This window comes from Methylomonas sp. BW4-1, assembly GCF_052474385.1.
In genome coordinates this window covers 1,979,280-2,001,397 of the sequence record NZ_CP184125.1, presented here as the reverse complement: position 1 = coordinate 2,001,397, position 22,118 = coordinate 1,979,280, and the positions used below count along the sequence as shown (strand labels likewise).

The window sequence follows — 22,118 nt, the reverse complement described above, 5'->3', positions numbered from 1 at the left end:
GGTTCAGAACTCCAGTCTGGTTGAAACTAGTACGCTACGGCCGGGATTTTGCAGCGGCGTAATGAATCCGACTGCGGTACCGGCGGTGTAGCGATCCGTATAGTCTTCATCGGTGAGATTGTTGACTTCGGCGCGCAGCGTCAGGCCGCGGTAAAAATTCGGCTGCCATTGGGCAAATACGTTGTAGGTGTGATAGCCGTTGAGATCGCGATTGCCCGAATCCTGTGCGAAGCGGTACTTCAGGGCGATTTCCGAACTTACCCCGGTTTTTATCCCTAGTTCCGACCACGCATAGGCGGCGTGCAGCTTGATGATTTCGCCGACGGGCGAGCCTAAGTAGAACGCCAGTGTGCCGAGTTGAGAATGATCGTAGCTGACTTCGGTGTTGGTGTAATGCGCGCCGAAATCGGCATTTGCGCGTTGATAGCCTACGCCTAGATTCAAGCCTTCGGTTTTGACTGCCGGGCCGTTAACCCGGACGAAACTGTCGTCGCCCTCTTGATATGCCGGCGTATTTTGGATTCGGGTCGAAAACACTTCGCCCTCAAACTTGACGCTTGCCAAGCGGTAACTGAGCCCGGCCTTGGCGTTGGTGGAGCGTTGCGCCGCAAGATCGGCGGAATAAGCCGAATACGGCATGGTGTGGAAGAGTGCTGCTTCGGCCAGCTGGATGCCACCGAAGACATAGGAATAACTGCCGTTCAGCGTCAAGTCCGGCAAGGGTGTGATGCCGATAGACACGTTGGGGCTGGCGCCGGTATTGTCGAACAGTTTCCGGTCTACCGATTCGAATTCCTGAGAATCAAGACGGACGCCGCCGGAAAATTTAAGCCAGTCGGCGGGCTCACCGCGTAATTGCGCGAATCCGCCTAAATTTCGGGCCGTTTCGGTCATCGAAGCATCGCGAAAGTTATCGGTTAGCGCCCGATCCTGATAAAAATCCATGCCGGCGCTGAGTTCGCCCAACGGCGTTTTGACGCGGTTCAACGCCGTCGCCCCGAAGCTTTCGATGGTGGAATCGAAATAGCCGGGACGAAATCCGCCGTTCCGATTCGGTCGGGAAAGCGAGGTATCGTTATAGTAAAAACGTACCTCCGGATCGTAAAACTTGCTCGGCTGCCGGGTGCTGTACTTGAAGTTGGCGGTATTGCGGTTGAAGATATTTTCCGACAATAAGGTCTGACCACGCACTGCGGCGAAATTGGCGCGGAACGGTCGAATTTCGTCGTCCGCAAGATGCTGAGCCGAGGCCTCGAAACGGTGTCCGCCCTCCGCGGTGTAGGCTAGTTTTCCTAAAGCGCTCAACAGGTTGGTGCCGGTGCCGTGGACTGGATCACCATTGCCGGCGTCGTAGTTGCCGCCTTCGGCGTGCGAGGCATAGCCCATGGCTTCGACATCGCGATACCGTCCGTAGGCAGCGCCGGATTTGGTAAAGGTGTCTAGGTTGCTGGCGAAGCCGCCGCTTAAAAACGCACCGTAATCCCGTCCGGGCTGCAGCATGTCATCGACGTCTTTGGTTTCGTAGCGCAAAGAGCCACCTAGCGCGCCGGGGCCGGCGTCCGCCGCTGCTACGCCGGCATCCACGCTGACTGCTTTTAGCACGCCCGGGTCGATCAGCAGGTTGGCGTTGTGATGCCATATATTGTTTACCTGCCGGGCACCGTCTATCTGTACGTTGAGATTGGTTTCCTCGATGCCGTTGACAAACACCTTTTGAGATGTCGCGGTAGGGCCGCCGACGCCGACCGAGATATTTTTTTCGAATACGTCCTTGATCGACGTTGAGGGTGTGTCTTCCACTGTTTCGGTGTCTGTGTCAGTTTTGATCGCTTTACTGGTCACGTTAATCGTGTCCATGACGACAGTCTTATCCGTGTCCGCTTCATTTGAGCCAGCCACCGAGTATTCGGTTGCCGCGAGTAAAAAGAAAGTTAAGGGGAGGGTAAGTTTTGAACCGACAGGGGAGCTGGTTTTCATGATTGGTCTTCAAATAAGAATGATTTACATTAACATTAGTGGCTGCTATTATCCGACTCAAAGCAAATACGTGCGTTTGCGGGGGAACCGGATTCCTTTGCGGGCCGCGCAGATGAAGGCTTGGAACATCATTCATGAATCACTCGGGCAAAATCCTATGAATCGGCTATCAACTATCACCTCATCCAAGATCGACTGCTCGGCCCTGTCGCGACCGGGTCTAAGCACCCCTGGAGGTGCGGCTGTATCTTTGGCTCCCAGCGGCTCCCCGATAGTCAGTGGTCGGCTGCGGGAATTTCAGCTGCAGCCCGATTTGTCGCTGTACGCCTCAGATGTGCGAGACGAACTCGATATGGAAGTGACGGGAATGTTGCAGCCGGGGTTGTTGATCGTGTTGCCGCTGGCTGGCGAAGCGGATGTAAGCTACGGCGATCAACGCTTTCTGCTAGGCGCAGGCGGCGATCGTCGCGGACTGGTCGTCGCTTTAAGTCGGCGCGAGTGCTTTTCCCGTCAGTTGCGGCGCGGCGCCCGGCGGAAGGTGGTGAGTTTGGCATTCGGTACCCGCTGGCTGGCCGAGCACGAACACGTACTATCTGCACACCCGGGGCTGAACCACTTGCGCGGTACCCATCTGGCGGCACAACAGTGGCGATTGTCTGCGCGCTTGCGGACTTTGGCGGCTAGCGTGTTCGAATTGTGTGCCTCCGGCACGCCGCTGATGAGCCTATGCTTGGAAAGTCGCTGCTTGGATATCGCCGCCGAGTCTTTGGCGGCGCTGACGGACGGCCACCGGGAGCCGGAGTGCGTGCTTAGGCCGCGCGAGCGGCGGAGATTGGCCGAATTTTGCGCCTTTCTCGATAGCGGAGAGGGCGACGGCTGGTCGATGCAGGCCTTGGCCGAACGCATCGGCATGAGTCCCAGTACCCTGCAGCGCTACTTTCGCCAATACACCGGTAGTAGTGTGTTCGCGTATCAGCGTCGCCGGCTGCTGGATCATGCGCGCCACGCATTGGAATGCGACGGTGTCAGCGTCAGCGAAGCGGCGCATTTGGCCGGTTACACCAACGCCGGCAACTTCGCAACGGCTTTCCGGCGCCAATTTGGCACTCCCCCCGGCAGCTTGCGCGCTCGTTGTTAAGCTATCTTTGCAAAAAATGCATGCTGTTTTGCCAGCCGTTCAATCCACGGCCCCGCGTCTCAGTTAACCCGTGGCCGACCGTATAATCCCAGGTCAGCTTAACCACTCGATTTTTTGCATGACGACCCCTAGTACGCATCGTAGCCGATTTACCCGCGTTCCTCAGCGCTTAACTGTACGGGAAACACTCAGTTTAGGCCCGCGTTTACGCCGAATCCGTTTTCACGGTGAGGCCTTGCAAGACATCGTTCATGCTGGGCCAGGCGCGCATCTCAAATTGCTGCTACCTGTTTCAGGCGCGAACTCGACCGGCGACGCGCAGTGGCCGGACGGCTTCCGGTCCGTAGCGCGTGCCTATAGCCTGCGCCGCGTCGATTTTGCCGAGAATTTGCTCGATGTCGATTTCGTGCTGCACGGCGACGAGGGTCCCGGTTCGCGCTGGGCCATCCGTGCCGCAATCGGCGACATTATCGGTCTTGCCGGCGTGGGCGGTCCCCCGTTGTCGAGTGCCGCGGCCGATTTTCATTTGTTGGCCGGCGATTTAACCGCCCTGCCGGCTATCGCGGCGGTACTGGAAACCCTACCGGCCACGGCAAGCGGAGTGGCCTTGATCGAAGTGACTGACGCGGCGGATCAACTGGTGTTGCAGCATCCGCCGGGCGTGCAGTTGCACTGGCTGCATGCGCGCGCTTCGAGCCCGCTGACGGGCGCCGTCCGCCAAATCCGTTGGCCGGCGGAGACACGGGTATTCGCGACGATAGCCGGCGAGAGTGCCTCTGTGCTAGCCATTCGCCAATACCTGCTGCGCGAACAAGGTTTATCCCCCGCGTCTCTTTATACAGTGCCCTATTGGTGTCGGGGTTGGAGTGAAGAGGATTACCACGAAGAGCGGCACCGCTGCATGGATGGGAATACATGAAAAGACCTATGTTTAGGGTAAGGATCGTGCTGATATTACTATTAGCAGCATGCGATGGCCCGCCGCCGGCTACGCTGGAACAGGGAGCTCGTGAGTTAATCGATGCCATCGGCCGACCGGTAAGCGTGCCACAAGCGGCGCAGCGTGTGGTGGCATTGAGCGAGTTGGATTTGGACGCCGCGCTGGCGCTTGGTCTCCGGCCCGTCGGTGCCAGCAACGGTCGCGGCAGCCAGCACCCGCCGCGCTATTTGGGCGAACGGGTGAATGGATTAGACAGCGTAGGTGATTTCGCCCAGCCGTCTTTGGACCGCATCGTCGCGCTACGCCCGGATTTGATCTTGGCCGGCGGTCAGAGCGATCTCGCATTCCTGGAGCAACTACGCGCGATTGCGCCGACCGTAGTCAGCTTTTATCCTGGTGAACACTGGCAAGACAGCGTGAGGCGTATTGCGGATGCGGTGGGTCGGCAGCAGGCCGGCTCGCAAGTACTCGAAGAGTATCGTACGCTGGCTGCCCGCCTGCGAGAGCAGCTGAAAGCGCACTGGGGTGAATCGGTGAGCATTGTCAGACTTACGCCTAACGGCCCCATGTATATGCTGGGCGATGCGTTTGCCGGTCGGGTTCTGACAGATTTGGGTTTGACTCGGCCTCCTGCCCAACGTCAACCCGGTGCCGGACATGGAGCGCCGTTAAGCCGGGAAGTATTGGCCGACATCGACGGCGATTGGTTGTTCATCGGTAATTTTGCACCGGATCCGCACGGCGTCGCTGCCTTGCGAGACGAACCGGCTTTTGCGGAATTGCGGGCAGCGCGGCTGCATCGAGTGCGCGAAGTGGATGCGGCTTTATGGACGGTCATCGGTGGTCCGCTGGCTGCCAAAACGCTCCTTGAAGATGTGGTATCGGCATTTGACGCGGTGGAGAGCGGATCGTGAAGGCGCCTAAATCCGCCCTTTTAGGTGTTCTGCTGCCACTTTCCGTGCTGTTGTTGGCCTTCGCATCGTTAAGCTTTGGCGCAGGTGGTGTCGGCTGGCAAGACAGTCTGCATTGGCTGCTAGGGGCGTCCGGCGACGCCCATGTCGATCTGGTACTGGGCGAATTGCGGCTGCCCCGCCTACTTAAGGCCTTGGCCCTGGGTGCGGCATTGGGCGCAGCCGGGGTTTTGTTGCAGACCGTCACGCGCAATCCACTCGCTGAAACCGGGTTGTTGGGTGTCAACAGTGGCGCCGCACTTGGGGTGGCGCTCGGTATCGCTTGGTTTGCCGGGCAAAGTCCTGCTGCGCAGATCGGCTGGGCACTGGGTGGGGCAAGCTTGGGCAGTCTTTTGGTCTTGCTGTTGGCGCGTGCCGGCGGCGGCCAGTCATCGCCTTTACGGCTGGTGTTGGCCGGATTGGCGCTCACCGCCACCTGCCATAGTCTGACGGCGTGGCTGGCCTTGGTCAGCACCGCCAATCTAGATCGTTATAGGTTTTGGTTGCTGGGTTCCTTAGCCCATCCGCATGCCGGCTTACTTTGGCCCGGCCTGGTGCTGATAGGCGTCGGTCTGACTGCGGCCATGGCGCTGGTGCGCCCGTTATCGGCGCTGGCCTTGGGCGATGATCTGGCGCGCGCGCTGGGTCAGAGACCCGCTCCGGCTAGGGTGGGGGCGGTGGTGGTCGTGGCACTGTTGACCGGCACCAGCGTAGCACTTGCTGGTCCTATTCCGTTTTTGGGATTAATCGCTCCGTATTGCGCCAGGACGCTGGCCGGCGTGATGATCGCCTCCCAACTTCCCTATTCTATTTTGCTGGGGTCCGCGCTGATGCTGTCGGCTGATTTAAGCTCGCGCTTGTTGCTTGCCCCGTTCGAAGCGCCAGTTAGCGCCGTATTGGCCGGCATCGGCGCGCCCTTACTGATCTGGATGGTAAATCGCGACGCCACACTGGCTTTAATGCCGGCCGGAAGTGAGCGATGACCAAGGCTGCTCGCCGCCTAGCGCCGATACCGCTATTGCTGGTGCTGGCGTATGCCGCGCTGGTTGCCGGCACGCCACGCTTGTCGGCATCGCAAGTGTATGCCGGCTTGTTTGGCCCTGGGTCCGACTGGCTGTCCACGCTGGTGACGCAATTTCGCTTGCCGCGCTTATGTGCGGCACTCGTGGTTGGCATCGGGCTCGGCGCCGCCGGCGCCCTATTGCAAAACTTGACGCGCAATCGCTTGGCCAGTCCCGATGTTTTGGGAATCAACGACGGTGCGTTACTGGCGTTGGCCCTGAGTTTGATTCTAAATCCGTCCGGTTTGTTGGGCCCGTGGTGGTGTGCGGTGGCGGGTGCGCTGATAACCGCTGTATTCACCTTGCTGGCCGCCGGCGGCGTGGGTACGCGGGGTTACCGGGTCCTCGTGGTCGGGCTGGGCATTGCCAGTTTACTGCGCGCCGGCTTTGACATTGCCTTGGCGACATTGCCCATCTTCCATGCCACCGGTCTGTATGCGTTTAGTGTGGGTAGTTTAGCCGGACGCGCCTGGCCTGTGGTCACGGTGGCTGCGGCGCTGCTCGGCATCTTGCTGACAGTCTGTTGGGTCATTTCCCGCGCTTTGGCGCTGTTATGTCTGCACGACGACAGTATTCGCGGTTTGGGGGTCAATTTAGGTCAGCTGCGCTTTACCGTGCTGATGCTGGCCGCCGCGCTGGCGGGTGTCGCGGTGGGCGTCGGCGGCCCTATTGGCTTCGTCGCGCTCGCCGCGCCGATGCTGGCACAGCGATTGTCGCCGGACGGCGGCATACCGGTATGGTGTTCCGCCAGTATCGGCGCGGTACTGGTCACGGGTGCAGACTTGCTCGGGCGCATAGCGGCCGCGCCGGTCGAAGTTCCCGTCGGCGTGCTATCCGGTTTTTTGGGTGGTCCTTTTTTATTGTGGTTGCTGATGCGGCCGAAAGCTTATGGAGCCGGGTAATGTTGGAGTTTCGGGTTGACCAAGTAATCGCCGGCTATGGTGCGGAACCCGTATTGCGCGACCTCAGTCTGCAAATTCCGGCCGGACGGGTGACCGCCATTGTCGGCGGCAATGGCTGCGGCAAGAGCACCTTGCTGCGTTGCCTGGCTCGTCTGCATCAAGCCGATTCAGGATGTATCCAGCTGGGCGAAGACGATTTGCGACTATTCTCGAACGCCGACTTGGCGCGTAGCGTGGGTTTTTTACCGCAGTTTCCGCAAGCACCGGTTGGACTGAGGGTAAACGATTTGCTGGCGCTGGCACGCCACCCCCATCGGCATTGGATGGCGAGCTGGTCAGCAGAAGACGAGGCCGCCCGATGCGAGGCCTTGCGTCTTACCGACCTGACGGAATTGGCTGGACAGCCGTTGGACAAACTTTCCGGCGGGCAGCGGCAACGCGCGTGGATAGCGATGATGCTGACCCAGTCCACGCCGGTCCTGCTGCTGGACGAACCCGGCAGCATGCTTGATCCCGGGCACCAGCTGGAATTGATCGCCTTGTTGCGGGCGTTGGCGGATGCCGGTCGCACCGTGGTCGTGGTGATGCACGACCTGGTTGCCGCGCGCCATGCGGATTGGTTGGTGGCCCTGGATAACGGCCGACTAGCGGCCTGCGGTTCCCCGGTGGATGTATTGAATCCGGTTTTATTGCGGCAGCTTTACGGCATCGATAGCCATATCCTGACCGCACCCGACGGTACACCTGTCGTCGTGCCGGTAAGACAAGCCGATTTGCCGTTGCCGCAAGCGCAGCCTTTGCCTGTGAGCATGGCTTCGGTCGGTCCGTTCGCCGAAGTGTCGGCTAGCGTGGCGGAGCGTCGTTTAGTGCTGTTGTTTGCGGTACTTCAATTCACCCTTTTACTTGATTATATGGTGCTGATGCCGCTGGGCGCGGCGCTGATGCGCGATTTCGACATGGGTCCGGCGCGCTTCGGATCCCTGGTTGGTGTCTATACGCTGGCCTCGGCGCTGACCAGTCTGCTCGGTGGTCGATGGATTGATCGCGGCGACCGCAAGCGCACCTTGTTGGCCTTGTACGCCGGATTTGTGGTCGCCACGCTGGCTTGTGGTCTTGCGGGGCAATTCGGCGAATTGCTGGTCGCGCGGGCGTTGGCGGGTGCTTGCGCAGGGTTGATGAACGCAACCATGATGGCGATGATAGCCGACCGCATCGAGCCCGAGCGCCGCGGCCAGGCCATCGGTGCCATTATGTCGGCCTTCGGCGTGTGTGCCGTGATCGGTGTGCCTTCGGGCCTGGGATTGGCGGCGTTGGGCGGCTGGCGGCTTCCTTTTTTAGCGGTTGCGGCACTGTCTGCATTGTGGTGGCTAAGATTGTACCGGGCCTTACCCCGATCACCCGTTAGCGTCGGCGCCGGGCGCGGGAGTTTGCGTTCGCCGGCACTGGCCTTGGGTTGGGTGTTGAGCTTTTGCATCGTTTTTGCCGGTTTTCTGATCGTGCCTTATCTGGGCGCACACTTGAACGGCACATTGGGTGTTGATTTACGTGATTTGTCCTGGATTTATCTTTGCGCCGGATTGGCGACTTTCGTAGTGGCGCGCGGTATTGGCCGTGCGGTGGATCGTTTCGGTGCCGCCGGGATTCTGGCTGTATTGATGGTCGCCAGCATCATTCCGCATCTGTGGTTGACTCAGTTACAACCAGGGCCATTATGGCAAACGACGGCGGTGTTTGTGTTGTTTATGGCTTTAACCTCCACTCGGTCTATTCCGGCCTCGGTTTGGCTGATTGGCAGAGTGCCGCCACCGTTGCGGGGCCGCTACATGGCGGTGAATACCGCGAGCACCGAGGCCGCATCCGGTTTAGCAGCCGGGTGCGCGGGCTGGATGACTGGCGGGGATGGCGCCGTATTGCAGCATTTTGATCGCGTCGGCTGGCTGGCGGCAGGTGTCACCTGCGTGAGCTTGTGCTTGCTGGCCGGCTTACACCGTTTCGGCGCGTCGCAGGGGGCATCGACAACGACGGCGGATCGTCTTACGCCGGTTGCCACGGCCGAATCATGAAACTGGCAAGACAGTCGTCACCTAGCGCCGGATTCGGTTCGCGCCCCGGCGTTGCACTGGTAAGTGGTGCCGCGCGAGGCATCGGCCAGGCGGTAGCCGCCGTGTTGGCCGGCGAAGGCTTGACCGTGGTTGCGGCAGACATCGATAGCGACGCTTTGCGTGAAGTTTGCCAGTCAATGCCCGGGCTATATCCGCTGGCGCTGGATTTACGCGATCGTGCCGGCCTGGAATCCGCAGTCGCTGGAGTCGAGGCCAAAATCGGCGAAATCGACTATCTGGTGAATGTCGCCGGTGTGCTGCTTCCCGGTCATGTAGTGGATGCCAGTGACGAGGACTGGCTGGAAAGCTTTGCCGTAAACTGTCATGGTGTATTTGCGCTAAGCCGCGCGGTAGCTCGTCGGATGCGCGAGCGGCGGCGCGGGGCTATCGTGACGGTTGGTTCCAATGCAGCATCGACGCCGCGGACCGGTATGGCGGCCTACGCTGCATCCAAGGCCGCCGCGGCGCAATTCACCCGCTGTTTAGGCTTGGAACTGGCGGAATACGGCATTCGTTGCAATCTGGTGTCGCCGGGCTCGACCGAAACCGACATGCAGCGCCGCTTCTGGCGCGCCGGTGCCGGTAGCGCCGCGCAAGTCATCAAGGGCTCCTTGGCGCAACATCGGCTGGGCATTCCGCTCGGCAAACTGGCCCAACCGGACGATATAGCTCACGCCGTGGCGTTTCTGTTGTCGGATCGGGCCGGACATATCACCCTTCAGGATTTAGTGGTTGACGGTGGAGCGACATTAGGTTAACGGCAAAATAGCCCGCGTGTGGCCACGATGAATTGCCCGTAAGAAGTTTGGAACTCGAGCGGTTCGTCTGCTCATAAAGTGGTATGGCGGTCCCGACGCTGATGGCTACGAATGTCCGATATGAGCGAAGCTGTTTAACCTAAATGTAAAACGAGAAAATGACGCCGGTGGTGTGCAATGCAATATTCGCCGCTACCGGTGTGCGGGTCAGGCAATTGCCGCTGTTGCGTACCGATTTGAGCTGGAGTTGATATGGCTAGTACAATCGCCGGCACACCTGCAAGCGAGTAAATCATGGCCAATAACATCAATCATCTGCTCGAAGCCTACCGGCAATTGCAACACGACGGCGCCGACAGCGTGCTGGCGACCATTATCGAAACCTTTGGCTCGACTTACCAAAAGGCCGGGGCGCGGATGCTGATTACCCAGACCGGGGAGTTGGTCGGCTTGCTGGGCGGCGGCTGTTTCGAACGGGATTTGGTCGAGCAGGCCGCTTCGGTGTTCGCAACCGGCCAGGCCAAAACGCTGTTTTACGATATGCGTTCCGGCGAAGACGCGATCTGGGGTTTAGGCCTGGGTTGTAACGGCGCGGTTAGGGTATTGCTGCAATTATTGAAAGCTGAGCAAGAATTTAGTCCCTTGAATCTGCTGGTCGAAGCCGCCGAAGCGCAAGCGCATGGGGTATTGGTTACGGTGTTCGAGTCCGCGCATGCAGATTTCCCGTCCGGCCGCAGCCAGTTCTTGTCGGCCGCCATCGTCGGCGAGCAGCCGATCTTGCCGAGCGCGCCGTTTCCGTTTGCCACGGCGGCGCTGCAAACGGCACTGCAACAAAAACCGCGCATCGAAACCCATCCGCTTGACGGCCAGGACATCAAAGTCTTTTACGATCCGGTGCAACCGCCTTGGCAGTTGCTGATATTCGGTGCCGGTGCCGACGCGATACCGCTGGTGAATTGCGCCAAATCCCTGGGGTGGCGCGTGACCTTAGTCGATCACCGGCCCGCGCATATCAAACCCGAGCGTTTTCCTTTAGCCGATCAATTATTGCATCTGATACCGGATCAGGTGGCGGCGCAGCTGGATTTAAATCGCTTCAATGCCATCATGCTGATGACCCACAACGTCGAATACGATCAGCGCTACCTGCAAGCCATCGTCCAGTGTCGGGCGCCGTTTATCGGTTTGCTGGGTCCGGCGCATCGCAAACAGCGGTTGCTGCAAAGCTTGGGCGACGATGCCGCGCTGATAGCCGAACGGGTATTCGGACCGGTCGGTTTGGACATCGGCGCGCAAACTCCGGAAGAGATTGCCTTGTCTATTGTGGCCGGCATTCAGGCCCAGCTTAACGGTCGTAGCGGCTTGCAACTGGGGAAAGAGCCGGTTGCGATCAAACATGCTTGCAGCCCTGGATAATGTGCATGCCGGCGACTGAGAATGCCTCAGCGCTGAGCGTGTACAAATTACGGGAATAATTGATCGCGGCGTTTTGCCGATAAATAGGGGCCATTTTCTAGGAATCCCCCTTTTCAGAAGCCGGTGTTTGTTAGTTTTCTTGCCATGCATAACGGTGTGGCTTAGCTAAGGTGCTGTTATTACCTTTTTTAGCCTTGCATGGATTGGAAGTCACCGGCCTTAGCCGGTGACTGTGGGCTGAAATTTAAACCGCGTTAGGGTGCCAAATACGCTTCGAAAGGCTGTATCGGTGATGAATTGCCTTGGGCGCCAACCGCGTCAATGGTCAGAAATTCATCTTTACCCAGAACGGCTCCCAGCGGATTACCGCCGCTTACTGTCTGCTCCACGCCAACATGGCCGTGGGGTATTTTGATTTCGGGGTGGTCAAAGGGGGCTTTTTCGTAGCGGACTCTTTCATCGGTCAAGGTTTTCAGGAAGGCAATCAGGTCGGCTCGGTTTTGCGCATCCAGTTGTAGATTGGGCTGCGGAAATACCCGAGTAACTTGTTTGCTGTCGTAGGCAAAATTTCCGCCTCGCGAATAAAATTCGATCGCTTGTTCCAGCGTGGCCATGCTGCCGTTGTGCATGTATGGTCCGGTTAACTCGATATTGCGTAGCGAGGGGATTTTAAATGTCGAGTCGACAGACGCCACCATTTTCCGGGTATTGGGCTTGTTCAACTCCGCTAAGGCGGCAGCGGTCGTGGGCAAAAAGGCATTGTTTGCGGGCAGGAAACAGTTCTCCGTGCTTTGTGGCTGGGGTCTTATGCCGTCGGTGATGGTAAACAAGCTCGGCAGCGAATAAGGCAGTTTGATATTTAGAGCAAGGGCTTCCTGAAAATCGCACGCTCTCACTTTAGTGACATCTTCATCCAGTACAGCGGCATTATTGCCCGCCAAATGCTGTAAATATTGCCGGCTGAACGATAGCGGGTTGCCAAAGTCGTCGACGCCGCCTGCGCCAATATCGGCCGTTTCTTCGGTGACGCCTGTGGAAGAAAAGCCGGTATCGAAAAATGCGGTAACCGGAGCGTTTTTGATAAGCAATGGTATGCGATTGACCACATTGGTGGATGCGCTGATGAAGAAAGTCGGTTCACCGAAGGCTTCCGGATGAGTTTTGGCAATCGCCGCATTGGCGTTAATCGATGCCGCGCTGAAGTTGGGTCCTAAATGGCAGAGCGCGCACTGATTTTTTCTGAATTGTTTTAAGCCGTTCAATTCCGAAGCGCTGAGTTCTATGGGTTGATTGCCGGCGTCGCGGGCGCTGTTGTCGAAGGGCGATTCGTCCGAAATTAATGTGCTTTCATAGAGTTGGATGGCTAGGCCAAAGAACATGCCAAAGTTGGCTTCGGTTTGATTATAGGGCGCAAACCCTTTGGGGACCGGAATTGGCGGGTTACCGCTATACGACCAGTATTTGGGATTGAATGCCTGCATGATCAGCAGCTTATACAGAGTGTTCGTGCCGGGTTTGCTATTGAGGCTGTAAGGTCCCAGTACACTGTCTTCAGGATGTACTTTTTGGTTTTGCAACGGGCGGCGTAACAGCAGCTTTCTACCGAGCTCCATCAAGGTCCGGTTGCGGCAGGCCATTTCGGTGGTGTTTTGCGGTGGAGCTACCGCTAATGACGCCAGCGAGGAATTGATTAAATGCAGGCGCTGCTTAATGAGCGTCGTGGCGTTCTGTTTTACCCAGACGCCGGCGTCGGAATCTCGGTCGCCCCAAGGGCTGCTGCCGTTAAACACATTGTTGGCGCGGCCGTCCCAAAAATTGCGATGATTAAACACCGCATTGATCACGCTGGGCGCATTGCGCGGCGTTACTTTGCGGGTGCCGACAGCGCCGGCATGAAACAGGCTGTCCACGCTGCGGCTACAGGTGTCGTTAGGTGCTGTGTAGCGGTCCACGGCTCTAAATTCACCACCGAAAGTACCGGAGGAACCGACTACATTGTCAGTGTCATAGAGGATCGCAGAATGCTCTTGGAATGGATCTTCCCGTTGATGTAACGGAAAGTCGCCGATGCTGAGGGTATGATTGGGTCCCAAAGAACCACCCGTCATGGCATTGCTGAATGTTTGATCGCTTAAGGGGCTGGATTGGCCGCCCGGAGCAAGCTGATTTTTTACTCTGCCGTCGGCGCCGGCGTGAAAGTGGCAGGACGCACAGGCCATGCCGTCGCTACCCACGTTAGTATCCCAGAACAGCGCTTTGCCCAAGGCAATCGCGGCGTTCTTGTTGACGACAATAGGGTCCGGGCCGTCCAGTAGGCCGGGAACAGGCGGAACGGGCAAATGCTTCAGGCTTATCGGCATGGGCCCTAATGCCAATTCGACCGCGGCGGCGCTGAAACTGAGCAGTACGCCTCCGGCTAAAACAATCGCTAATTGGCTATGACGAAACAATGTCATGGTGAAACTCCACTGAGAAATGGTTGGTTGGCAACAAATACGGCCAAAACGCCCGCATCAGCGGGCTCAAGCTATAAAAAAGGCCGATAAACCACAAAGCGTAATTTATCGGCCATCCTTTATTCCTTTGGCGAAGTCCCTCGCCAAGCTTCCTTTTTTATAGGAACATCGGCTTATGTGCTGGGTGTTGGCTTACGCTTTAGCGTTGCGTTTGCCTCTGCCTATAAAGCCGGCCAGTGCCGTGCCGAACAGCCAGACAGCGGAGGGTACTGGCACCGCCGCTGGTGTGTAGGTAGAAGGGGCGGCCGACGCGGAAATGTTCAAAGAGATGCCGGCACTGCTTCCGAGGACGTCTGCACCGCCGACGAACACGGCATACCAGCCAGCTTGCAAGTCGTTCAGTGTCAAGGTCGCGTATCTTTTGGTGTTGGCAAAAGCAGGGTTGCCGGTGACGCCTATCGAGCCGGATACGCCGGTTTCATACAGATTGTCGATACTGACATCGTGGGCGCCGGAGTCGATGACGCCGCCGAAAGAGTTAACGTAGTTTTTGCTAGAGGAACTGACGTAGCCCAGGGTTTCGACAATGCCGTCCGCGCCGGTTGCCCACATAATGCCTGGATCGCCGGCTTGGCCCACCGAGTTAAATTTGTGAATTTGGCCGGTTAGCTCGGCCGGTGTATCGACGCCGACCGTTTCACCCGAATAAGCCACATTGGTTCTGAAAATTGAAAAAGCCGGAAAGTTTGCCGCGGACGAACGCGCGTCCACAGTCACGGATTGGGCTGACGAGCTTAAATAAAAGTTGGTAAATGCCCCTTGCATGCCCCAGCCATCATTGGACAGAGACGGATTGCCCGCGAAGCCCAAATTGCTGGAATTAAAACTGGGGTTTGAGATGCTGGTGCCCAGCTCGAGAGTGTTATCGGCACCGGACCAAGCCGCCGCAGCAGGTTGAGCAACGGCAAGGGTTAGCGCGGCGGACGATAGGGTGATTTTAAAAATAGTTTGTAAATCGATGTTCATTTTTGAGTGTCTCCAATATCTACCACATCGTTGCTTACGATTGTGGTAGATTTAAGTTGCTGTTTAATTTGGATTTGTCTGAGTATTTCGGGCCTGGCAGCCAAAAGATAGACATCTCCAAAGGGTTTAGACATGCATTGCGAGGGGTGAGTCGACAGCTGATGTCGGCTGACCTTTTCGCTCTTGTTTGCCGGGGCTTACGCGGTGCGGCGTTTGCCGAATACACCGAATCCCATTAATGCAGAACCGAACAACCAAACGGCCCCTGGCACCGGCACTGCGCTAACACCCTCGCCGGTGATGGTCAAAGGCAGGCTGGCTCCGGTGACGTAGTCGGTGGCGGTCAGGGTAATTTGATAATCGAAATGATCCTGACCGGTGGCGCCCGTTATCGGGTTGACGCCGGTCGCACCGGTGATAGTGTCGCCCTTGTTGAAGCCCAGTACGGCTTCTTCGATGGTCAGAGAGTAATCGCCAAAAGCAATAATGTAATTGCCCACGTCCAATGCAGTAGCCAGGTAAGAGTCTCGGCTCAACAAGCTGCCATCGGCCCATCCGCCGGTATTGCCGGGTATGGTGTAGGCTGGACTGTCGTCGCCGCTGACGATTTCGGTAGTCAGTGAGACTGTGTCCTGAAAAATGCGGAATTGGCTATCTGCCAGTGTTAGTTCGCCGTCGCCGTTTATATCGACATACGCGCCGGGATGCGCGCCCCAGACCCGCTGCGTAGCCTTCATTCGCCAGGACATCGATTATCACATTGGCAGCTGACGACAAGGAGAACGAGTAGAAATCGATTGTGGTGCCGGCGCCGTGAACCGGGTCGACGGTTTTATAGATGGTGCCGTTTACGGTCTCGGCTTGTACATTGCCGAGGCCTAAAAGTGAAATAGCAAGTGTTGCAGCCACCTTTTTCAAGGCAGGCGCATGTTTCGTGTTAACAGACATATTTCAATTCCTTTCATAGTAAGACGAAGATTTTTACCGGTAGGTTTTACCGGCGACATTCAATGTTTCGCAATTCCCTTTGCGAGTCGTTGCCTAACACACCTGCGCCGGATGCCGCGATGCCAGGCTCTTACTTTCCGGTCCTTTGCGTACGGTAAGTGCTGGGCCAATGGATTCCCGCGCAATTTGAACAGCCTTAAAACCGCTATGTATTTCAATATTCCTGGATTGATCACGCTACGCCATGGTTGCGAGATAGACAGTCCAAAGAGTTTTAAATACCGGGCTTGCTTGCGTAGTGAGTTAAACAACGGGTTTAGCTAATCAGGTGATACAACAAACTATTCCTGACCAGTGAGCGAGCGCTATGGGTAGTTGTCGGTGTATGAATCTCGACCGGCTAGACCCTTCTCTTACCCGCTCATAAGAGGCAGCTCGACTATCTGAATCAGATCCGCAGCTTTCCGGCCCCGCCTTGCGACGAGTGTGGCGACTTGGTGGCTGCGCCCAGGAGGGTGCAGCACTATTTATAAAGCAAAACATGCGCCAAAATATATTTGAGCAAGGGTTGCTAGTGTTTTTCTATGGTTATGTTCATATAAAACAATGCGATAGGCTGTTTTGTTTGATAGGGTGGAGTAGTAATAAGTGTGGCGGTTTTCTGGGGTTTTAGATGGCTATAACGCTATGCAGAGTGTGTTATTTCGCGTATTTTGGGTTATATCCCTTATTTTATTTAAGAGATTTTGGGCGGCAGCTTTGAGTTTGCGCCGTAAGGGTAAAAGTCATAAGTTCGGGTAGTGATATACCAAGCTGGCTGCTTAAAAATCAGGGTGCTGGAACGAAGGTTGGGAACGAATTCCGAAATAAAAATCCAACGTTCTCATGCGTATCATGACTTCGTCGGCAATCGACGGCCGGCCCCTCCTGAGCTTTAGTCATCTGCCGATTGCCGACGAAAATCACTCAGCCCCAGAAAAAGGTTGATTCCTCTAATCGCCTTTGCCATCAGGTGGAGAAGGCATTTTTTGCATTTAAGCCGATGGCATGGCATAGCTACTGGTTAAGCTAAAAACACCGTTTGGTTCTTGCCAGCCTTTTAGTTACGCGGTATTGCACTTTGGGCGGCTGTGTTATGACGACACTATCCAATATTTCCAACACAAAATTTTCAAACTTAAATTAAGATGCCCGACACTTTCACCGAGGATACATATGAATAAAACCGATGCCATTTTGAACAAGGGTCAGAAGCTCTATGAAGACGATGCCTACATTTTGTTGTGGACGAAATTTTTTGGCCTGCGCCTGCTGGCGCTGACCTCTTACTATGTCTACGATAAACAAAAGCAGCGTCTGATCAAGCTCATGAGTAGAGAAAAAACCTATCTGATGAGCATCAGTTACTACCTCACCCACGATTATGGTTTTACCCCGACAATGGTGCTGGAAGGTATCAGTTTATTTAAGGATATTTCGGCGGCAATTGCCGACAGAGGCGGCGAGACCTGGAAGACCTTCTTTGCGGAAACCGCCAAAGATAAAGCCAGGACGTATGCAGTCCGGGGCATCCGTAAGGATAAAAAAGCCAAGGCTTGAGTTTCCACACCTTATGCATTTTGTGCTAGGAGGCCGTCAATAAATCGCGGACAAAACCCTAATCAGTTTTTAACTGCTCGAGCGGCAATCTCTTTATAGGAATAGCCAGTGCTGGAATCATCCAATAAAAAACGTACGCCAATTTTTGGCAACAAACCTTTGGCTCGACCTACCAAAAGGCCGGCGCGCGCATGTTGATTACCCAAACCGGCGAGTTGGTCGGTTTGCTGGGTCCGGCGCATCGCAAGCAGCGGCTGCTGCACAGCTTGGGCGACAACACGGCACTGATAGTCGAACGGGTATTTCGCCCGTTCGGTTTGGACATCGGCGCGCAACCTCCGGAAGAGATTGTCTTGTCCATCGTGGCCGGCATTCAGTCCCAGTTCAACGGCCGTAGCGGCTGGCAACTGGGGAAAGAGCCGGTTGCGCTCAAACATGCCTGCAGCCATGGATAATGTGCATGCCGTCATCCTGGCGGCCGGTGCCTCCAGCCGGATGGGCAGCCCCAAGCAATTACTGATTTGGCAGGAGCGTCCATTACTGGCGCATGCGCTGGCCAATGCGCAAGCCGTGTTGGCGGAGCGGACGGTGGTGGTATTGGGCGCAAATGCTGAGGCGATAAAAGCCGCGGTCGATTTTAACAGCAGCAAAGTGGTGTTGAATCCGAGTTGGGCGGACGGTATGGCCGGTTCGATTCGGGCTGGTATCCAGGCTGTGCCGGACACGGCTAGCGCGGTATTGTTGATGCTGTGCGATCAACCCTTGATTAGCGCCGCGCATCTGCAAAGTTTGCTTAGCGCTTGGCAAAACGCGCCGGAGCGCATCGTAGTCAGTCAGTATGCGGAGTCGTTTGGCGTGCCGGCCGTGTTTCCGGCTGCTTATTTTGCCCAGCTAGCCAGCTTGACCGGCGACCGTGGAGCCAAGCCCTTGTTACTGCGCTTCGAAGACACACTGGTAAAAGTGCCGTTGCTGGAAGCGGAACTGGATGTCGACACCACGAGCGATTACCAGCGCTTGCATGCACTCAATGAGATGTAGCCCATGATTGCCCAACCGCTTGACGCCTACTTACAGCGTATTCGCGAGTTATTCATCGAACTAGGCATTCCGGAAGAACTGCCGGCAGCTAGAGGTTTGGCATTATGCCGCGAGCCTGCAGAGTTGATCGTCGCGGAAACCAAGCCGCAGGGCAGGGCGTTTTATCTCACAGCGACTGCGGCAGCCGCTTGGCAAGCCTTGAAACAAGCCGCCGCCGAGGATGGCATTACGCTGCTGATGGTCTCGGCTTTTCGAAGTGTGGATTATCAAGCCGACATTATTCGGCGCAAGCTCGGGAAGGGCCAAACTATCGACGAGATTCTGCGTGTCTTGGCCCCGCCCGGTTACAGCGAACACCATACCGGTCATGCTATCGATATTGGCAGCGACGACTGCCCGGAGCTGGGCGAACTGTTCGAACAAACGGCTGCTTTTCAGTGGCTATCAAGCAACGCAAAACGCTTTCAATTTTTTCTGTCATTCCCGCGCGATAACCGCTTCGGTTATGTTTACGAGCCTTGGCATTGGTGTTATCGGGGCGATTCGTAGCTACGTTTGGTAACTACTGACGCCAAAATAGTGGGTCTCTTGTTATCACCGAGTCTCCAAATTAGGCTTGCAAGCCTAGACGCTATTCGGTTATCGCTTATAGGGTTGCGCATAAGGTAATTAAGCTCTCGTCTTGGGTTTTTTGCTGTCGCCACAAGGCTTTGTGCCTCATGACCAATCCAAAAAGCCTTGCGAGTTAAGCTAAGAGCCTTTCAGGCAACATGATTTCACTGCTCAGAACGGCAAAACACCTTGGTAACAATCCAATTTGAGCTTGATCACCTGCGGTCGCGTCACCATCGCAAGGTTTTACGTTGCGTCCGAACTCCAGAGCCTTGCGGGCAAAGCAAACTCGTATAACCGGCTGGTAAAAAGCCTTACCCGCAATGCCTTCAAAGGACTGTCGTGCTTTTCAAGTCAATGCCGGGTGAAAGTTACTAATCAGCCATTTAATAGGTCAGATAAAAAGCGCCTAGCCGCTTAAACCGGACATTCAAGATTAGCACTCGCGCCTCAGCTTCGCGTCGGTTGGACTCAGTGACGAATGCCCGCTTTCGGGTTTCGGAATTCACAGCTTTCCGGCGATGAATCTGAAGAGGTTACGGTATATGCCGCCATCCCAAACTTTTTCCAGTGAGAGAAGGAGCGGATTTACCTTTTACGCAAGCCTCCTCTGGGTTGAGGGATAAGCAGGGACGTTATTTTTTAATTGTATCCATGGCGATCTGTTGTATTCGGTCCACCACATTTGGCTTGCCGACTTGACCAACCAGCCCTGCGCGGCGGAGTTTTTCGAACACATTCGGTCTTGCGCCGCACAGGATCAGACGGGTTTTGTGCCGTTTGCAATTATCCAGCAAATCCCACAGCGATTGCAGGCCGGTTGCGTCGATGAAAGGCACTTTTTCCAGGCGCAAGACCAGAATTTCGGTATGGCCGTGAATCACTTCCAGCGCGGATTCCAATCTTGCCGCCGCGCCAAAAAAGAATGGCCCTTCCATGGCAAAAACCACGGTATTGGCTGGCAGCGTAAAATCCGCGTCATCGAGTTCTTCCATGACGGCGTCATGTGCTTGCCGCTCTATGCCCACAGCTTCCGACATGCGTTTCATGAATAGCAGCGCCGCCAGCATCACGCCGATATTGACGGCGATGACCAAATCACTGAACACGGTGAGCAAAAAGGTAATCAGCAGCACCGCCACATCCGACTTAGGCGCCGTTCTGAGCATGTGGCCGAAACGGTGCAACTCACTCATGTTGTAGGCCACGACAAACAAAATGGCGGCCAACGCGCTCAGCGGAATCAACGACGCATAAGGGGCCAGTAACATGACGATACCGATCAAGGTCAAAGTATGCACAATCCCCGCCAGTGGACTATTGGCGCCATTGCGCACATTGGTCGCCGTGCGGGCAATCGCCCCGGTAGAGGCAAAGCCGCCGAACAACGGGGAGCATATGTTCGCAATCCCTTGACCGATCAATTCCTGATTGGCGTCATGTTTGGTGCCGGCCATGCTGTCGGCGACCACGGCGGACAGCAGCGACTCAATCGCGCCCAGCAAGGCAATCGTAAAAGCCGGGCCGATTAACTGCAGCACCTCCGATACCGACATTGCCGGCAGTTGGAATTGCGGCAACTGCTGCGGAATGCCGCCAAAGGCGCTGCCTATCGTCGCCACGCCGTCCCATTGCAATTGCCACTGCGCGCAGGTGGCAATCAGCATGGCGACCAGCGGGGCGGGAATGCGTTTCAGAATCCGGCCGGAAATCAGCAACACCGCCAAGGTCATGCCGCCTAGCAAGGTGGTTTCAACGTGCAGCCCAGGAAACGCTTGTGCCAACGACCAAAATTTTTCATGAAACTGCTCTGCGCCAGCTGCGGGGCTCAAGCCAAAAAAGTCTTTCCATTGCCCCACAAAAATGATGACCCCGATACCGCTGGTAAAGCCGACGATGACGGGATCGGGTATATATTTGATGACACCGCCCAACTTGGTAAGCCCCATCAGCAATAATATGATGCCGGCCATCAAGGAGGCAATTTGCAAGCCGCCGATGCCGTATTTGCCGGTAATGCCGGCTAGAATCACGATAAAGGCGCCGGTTGGCCCTGCGATCTGCACGCGGCTACCGCCAAACAAGGATGTCAGCCCACCGGCCACGATGGCCGTGTATAGCCCCTGCTCGGGTTTGGCACCGGAGGCTATCGCAAAAGCCATGGCCAGAGGCAGCGCCACTACGCCGACAATCACGCCGGCCAACAAGTTATTCAGCCAATGCGCCCTGGACAATAAACCCGCGCGACCGGCTTCAAGAATTGCAATCATTGGAAAGGTTTTAAATGTTTATCGATGGGACCCATGATAGCACCTGGGTTGTAGCGATTGCCGCAAGAAACAAGTCGTGACAACCGAATCGATCATAGCCGCTTGAAACCATTGTGCAGGTTGGGTACTCACCGCGTAACTTGTGTCAGTCGCCACCATGATGACCCTCTATGGGTGCGCGAGCGCACCCTGCATCTACATTTGGACTTTGAGACAAGCCAAATCATGGCCGGAATACAGCCGGCTTGATGCCATTGGCCGGCGCATAATCAATGGCTCAAAGAGGCCGACTGCCGGAAACTACAAAAGTCCGCTTCGTAGAAGCGCAACCCGAAAAACGATGTTTGGACTTGTGGCCGCTTTGGAGCAAGATGGATGACGGGTGAGGGGCGGTGACCGCCGATACCCAGGAGCTTTTGACGGAAATAAGTGGCGAAACGGCGATAACCTCCTTGTTATCGCCGATCTGATGGCTTTATACCTCGGCGCTATTCAACCAAAGATCGTGCTTGTTGCACAGGCTCAAGGCGTAAACGGTACCGCTGTATCCCGCCAGGCTGAATTCGGAAATGGCGACCGGGTCTTTGCTGGGATCGAACATCCGCTCGTTCAGGAATTTATAGTCTTTATCCAGCAATACGTGTTTGACGATGTAATGTTCATAGCCTTTCATTTCGTGCGGGGTGGTGATTTTGACGGTGGTTTTATCGTCGGCTTTAACGACTTCAATCACCGGCAAATGCGTCGCGGCTTTGCCGGCCCAGCGGCCTTGCGCATCCTTGGTGTAAAACACATCGCCCGGCGGTGTAGGTTGCTTGCCGGCTTCCGCGGCTTGGGCCAGACTGGGGGCAATGGCGCTGATCGCCGCACCGGCGGCACTCAATCGAATAAAATCGCGACGTTCCATGAAAATTCCTTGTGATGG

General features: G+C 56.2%; 17 protein-coding genes, 1 pseudogene and 1 riboswitch. Of the genes and pseudogenes, 12 read left to right on the top strand and 6 right to left on the bottom strand.

Annotation, left to right across the window (positions count from 1 at the left end):
• Positions 1 to 3 precede the first annotated feature (3 nt).
• Positions 4 to 1,977, bottom strand: coding sequence for a TonB-dependent receptor domain-containing protein (locus ACH5Y9_RS09220; protein WP_445369387.1), 1,974 nt, complete (start codon positions 1,975 to 1,977; stop codon positions 4 to 6).
• Between the two features lie 157 nt (positions 1,978 to 2,134).
• Here ACH5Y9_RS09220 and ACH5Y9_RS09215 point away from each other — a divergent pair, with 157 nt between their 5' ends.
• The 8 genes from ACH5Y9_RS09215 to ACH5Y9_RS09180 all read left to right on the top strand — a co-directional run bounded on the left by ACH5Y9_RS09215 (position 2,135) and on the right by ACH5Y9_RS09180 (position 11,244).
• Positions 2,135 to 3,115 carry a helix-turn-helix transcriptional regulator gene (locus ACH5Y9_RS09215; RefSeq protein WP_445369386.1) on the top strand — a complete coding sequence of 327 codons (981 nt, stop codon included), beginning with the start codon at positions 2,135 to 2,137 and terminating at the stop codon, positions 3,113 to 3,115.
• Between the two features lie 118 nt (positions 3,116 to 3,233).
• On the top strand, positions 3,234 to 4,034 hold the full coding sequence (locus ACH5Y9_RS09210; RefSeq protein ID WP_445369385.1) for a siderophore-interacting protein: 801 nt from the start codon (positions 3,234 to 3,236) through the stop codon (positions 4,032 to 4,034).
• Positions 4,031 to 4,969, top strand: coding sequence for an ABC transporter substrate-binding protein (locus ACH5Y9_RS09205; RefSeq protein ID WP_445369384.1), 939 nt, complete (start codon positions 4,031 to 4,033; stop codon positions 4,967 to 4,969). The genes ACH5Y9_RS09210 and ACH5Y9_RS09205 overlap by 4 nt, the downstream gene beginning before the upstream one ends.
• Positions 4,966 to 5,988, top strand: a complete 1,023-nt coding sequence (locus ACH5Y9_RS09200; protein ID WP_445369383.1) for a FecCD family ABC transporter permease — start codon at positions 4,966 to 4,968, stop codon at positions 5,986 to 5,988. The genes ACH5Y9_RS09205 and ACH5Y9_RS09200 overlap by 4 nt, the downstream gene beginning before the upstream one ends.
• The gene (locus tag ACH5Y9_RS09195) at positions 5,985 to 6,968 is read left to right on the top strand and encodes a FecCD family ABC transporter permease (RefSeq protein WP_445369382.1); all 984 of its coding nucleotides are present in this window, start codon (positions 5,985 to 5,987) and stop codon (positions 6,966 to 6,968) included. The genes ACH5Y9_RS09200 and ACH5Y9_RS09195 overlap by 4 nt, the downstream gene beginning before the upstream one ends.
• Positions 6,968 to 9,031, top strand: a complete 2,064-nt coding sequence (locus ACH5Y9_RS09190) for an MFS transporter (RefSeq protein ID WP_445369381.1) — start codon at positions 6,968 to 6,970, stop codon at positions 9,029 to 9,031. The genes ACH5Y9_RS09195 and ACH5Y9_RS09190 overlap by 1 nt, the downstream gene beginning before the upstream one ends.
• Positions 9,028 to 9,828: a 2,3-dihydro-2,3-dihydroxybenzoate dehydrogenase gene (locus tag ACH5Y9_RS09185; RefSeq protein WP_051669890.1), complete on the top strand. Its 801-nt coding sequence runs from the start codon at positions 9,028 to 9,030 to the stop codon at positions 9,826 to 9,828. Before ACH5Y9_RS09190 ends, ACH5Y9_RS09185 begins: the two co-directional genes overlap by 4 nt.
• Positions 9,829 to 10,122: 294 nt before the next feature.
• Positions 10,123 to 11,244, top strand: a complete 1,122-nt coding sequence (locus tag ACH5Y9_RS09180; RefSeq protein WP_445369380.1) for an XdhC family protein — start codon at positions 10,123 to 10,125, stop codon at positions 11,242 to 11,244.
• A gap of 254 nt (positions 11,245 to 11,498) precedes the next feature.
• On the opposite strand, the gene ACH5Y9_RS09175 is transcribed toward ACH5Y9_RS09180, so the two are convergent.
• The 3 genes from ACH5Y9_RS09175 to ACH5Y9_RS09165 all read right to left on the bottom strand — a co-directional run bounded on the left by ACH5Y9_RS09175 (position 11,499) and on the right by ACH5Y9_RS09165 (position 15,475).
• Complete coding sequence (locus ACH5Y9_RS09175) at positions 11,499 to 13,700, bottom strand: cytochrome-c peroxidase (RefSeq protein ID WP_445369379.1); 2,202 nt, start codon at positions 13,698 to 13,700, stop codon at positions 11,499 to 11,501.
• A gap of 192 nt (positions 13,701 to 13,892) precedes the next feature.
• Positions 13,893 to 14,726 (bottom strand): hypothetical protein, encoded by an 834-nt coding sequence (locus ACH5Y9_RS09170; protein ID WP_415880712.1) that lies wholly within the window; start codon positions 14,724 to 14,726, stop codon positions 13,893 to 13,895.
• 197 nt (positions 14,727 to 14,923) lie between these two features.
• Positions 14,924 to 15,475: a hypothetical protein gene (locus tag ACH5Y9_RS09165; protein WP_445369378.1), complete on the bottom strand. Its 552-nt coding sequence runs from the start codon at positions 15,473 to 15,475 to the stop codon at positions 14,924 to 14,926.
• A gap of 625 nt (positions 15,476 to 16,100) precedes the next feature.
• A riboswitch (cyclic di-GMP riboswitch) is annotated at positions 16,101 to 16,175 on the bottom strand.
• Positions 16,176 to 16,889: 714 nt separating this feature from the next.
• On the opposite strand from ACH5Y9_RS09165, the gene ACH5Y9_RS09160 reads away from it, so the two are divergent.
• The 4 genes and pseudogenes from ACH5Y9_RS09160 to ACH5Y9_RS09145 all read left to right on the top strand — a co-directional run bounded on the left by ACH5Y9_RS09160 (position 16,890) and on the right by ACH5Y9_RS09145 (position 18,860).
• Positions 16,890 to 17,273: a hypothetical protein gene (locus ACH5Y9_RS09160; protein WP_445369377.1), complete on the top strand. Its 384-nt coding sequence runs from the start codon at positions 16,890 to 16,892 to the stop codon at positions 17,271 to 17,273.
• A gap of 167 nt (positions 17,274 to 17,440) precedes the next feature.
• Positions 17,441 to 17,728: pseudogene (locus ACH5Y9_RS09155) on the top strand (XdhC family protein); the annotation flags it as partial.
• Positions 17,709 to 18,311, top strand: coding sequence for a nucleotidyltransferase family protein (locus tag ACH5Y9_RS09150; RefSeq protein WP_445369376.1), 603 nt, complete (start codon positions 17,709 to 17,711; stop codon positions 18,309 to 18,311). The pseudogene ACH5Y9_RS09155 and the gene ACH5Y9_RS09150, both read left to right, overlap by 20 nt.
• Before the next feature lie 3 nt (positions 18,312 to 18,314).
• On the top strand, positions 18,315 to 18,860 hold the full coding sequence (locus ACH5Y9_RS09145; RefSeq protein ID WP_445369375.1) for a M15 family metallopeptidase: 546 nt from the start codon (positions 18,315 to 18,317) through the stop codon (positions 18,858 to 18,860).
• 698 nt (positions 18,861 to 19,558) lie between these two features.
• On the opposite strand, the gene ACH5Y9_RS09140 is transcribed toward ACH5Y9_RS09145, so the two are convergent.
• Positions 19,559 to 21,193, bottom strand: coding sequence for a SulP family inorganic anion transporter (locus ACH5Y9_RS09140; RefSeq protein WP_445369374.1), 1,635 nt, complete (start codon positions 21,191 to 21,193; stop codon positions 19,559 to 19,561).
• Between the two features lie 475 nt (positions 21,194 to 21,668).
• A complete protein-coding gene (locus tag ACH5Y9_RS09135) occupies positions 21,669 to 22,100 on the bottom strand; it encodes a desulfoferrodoxin family protein (protein ID WP_033156337.1) in 432 nt (143 codons plus the stop codon).
• Positions 22,101 to 22,118 lie beyond the last annotated feature (18 nt).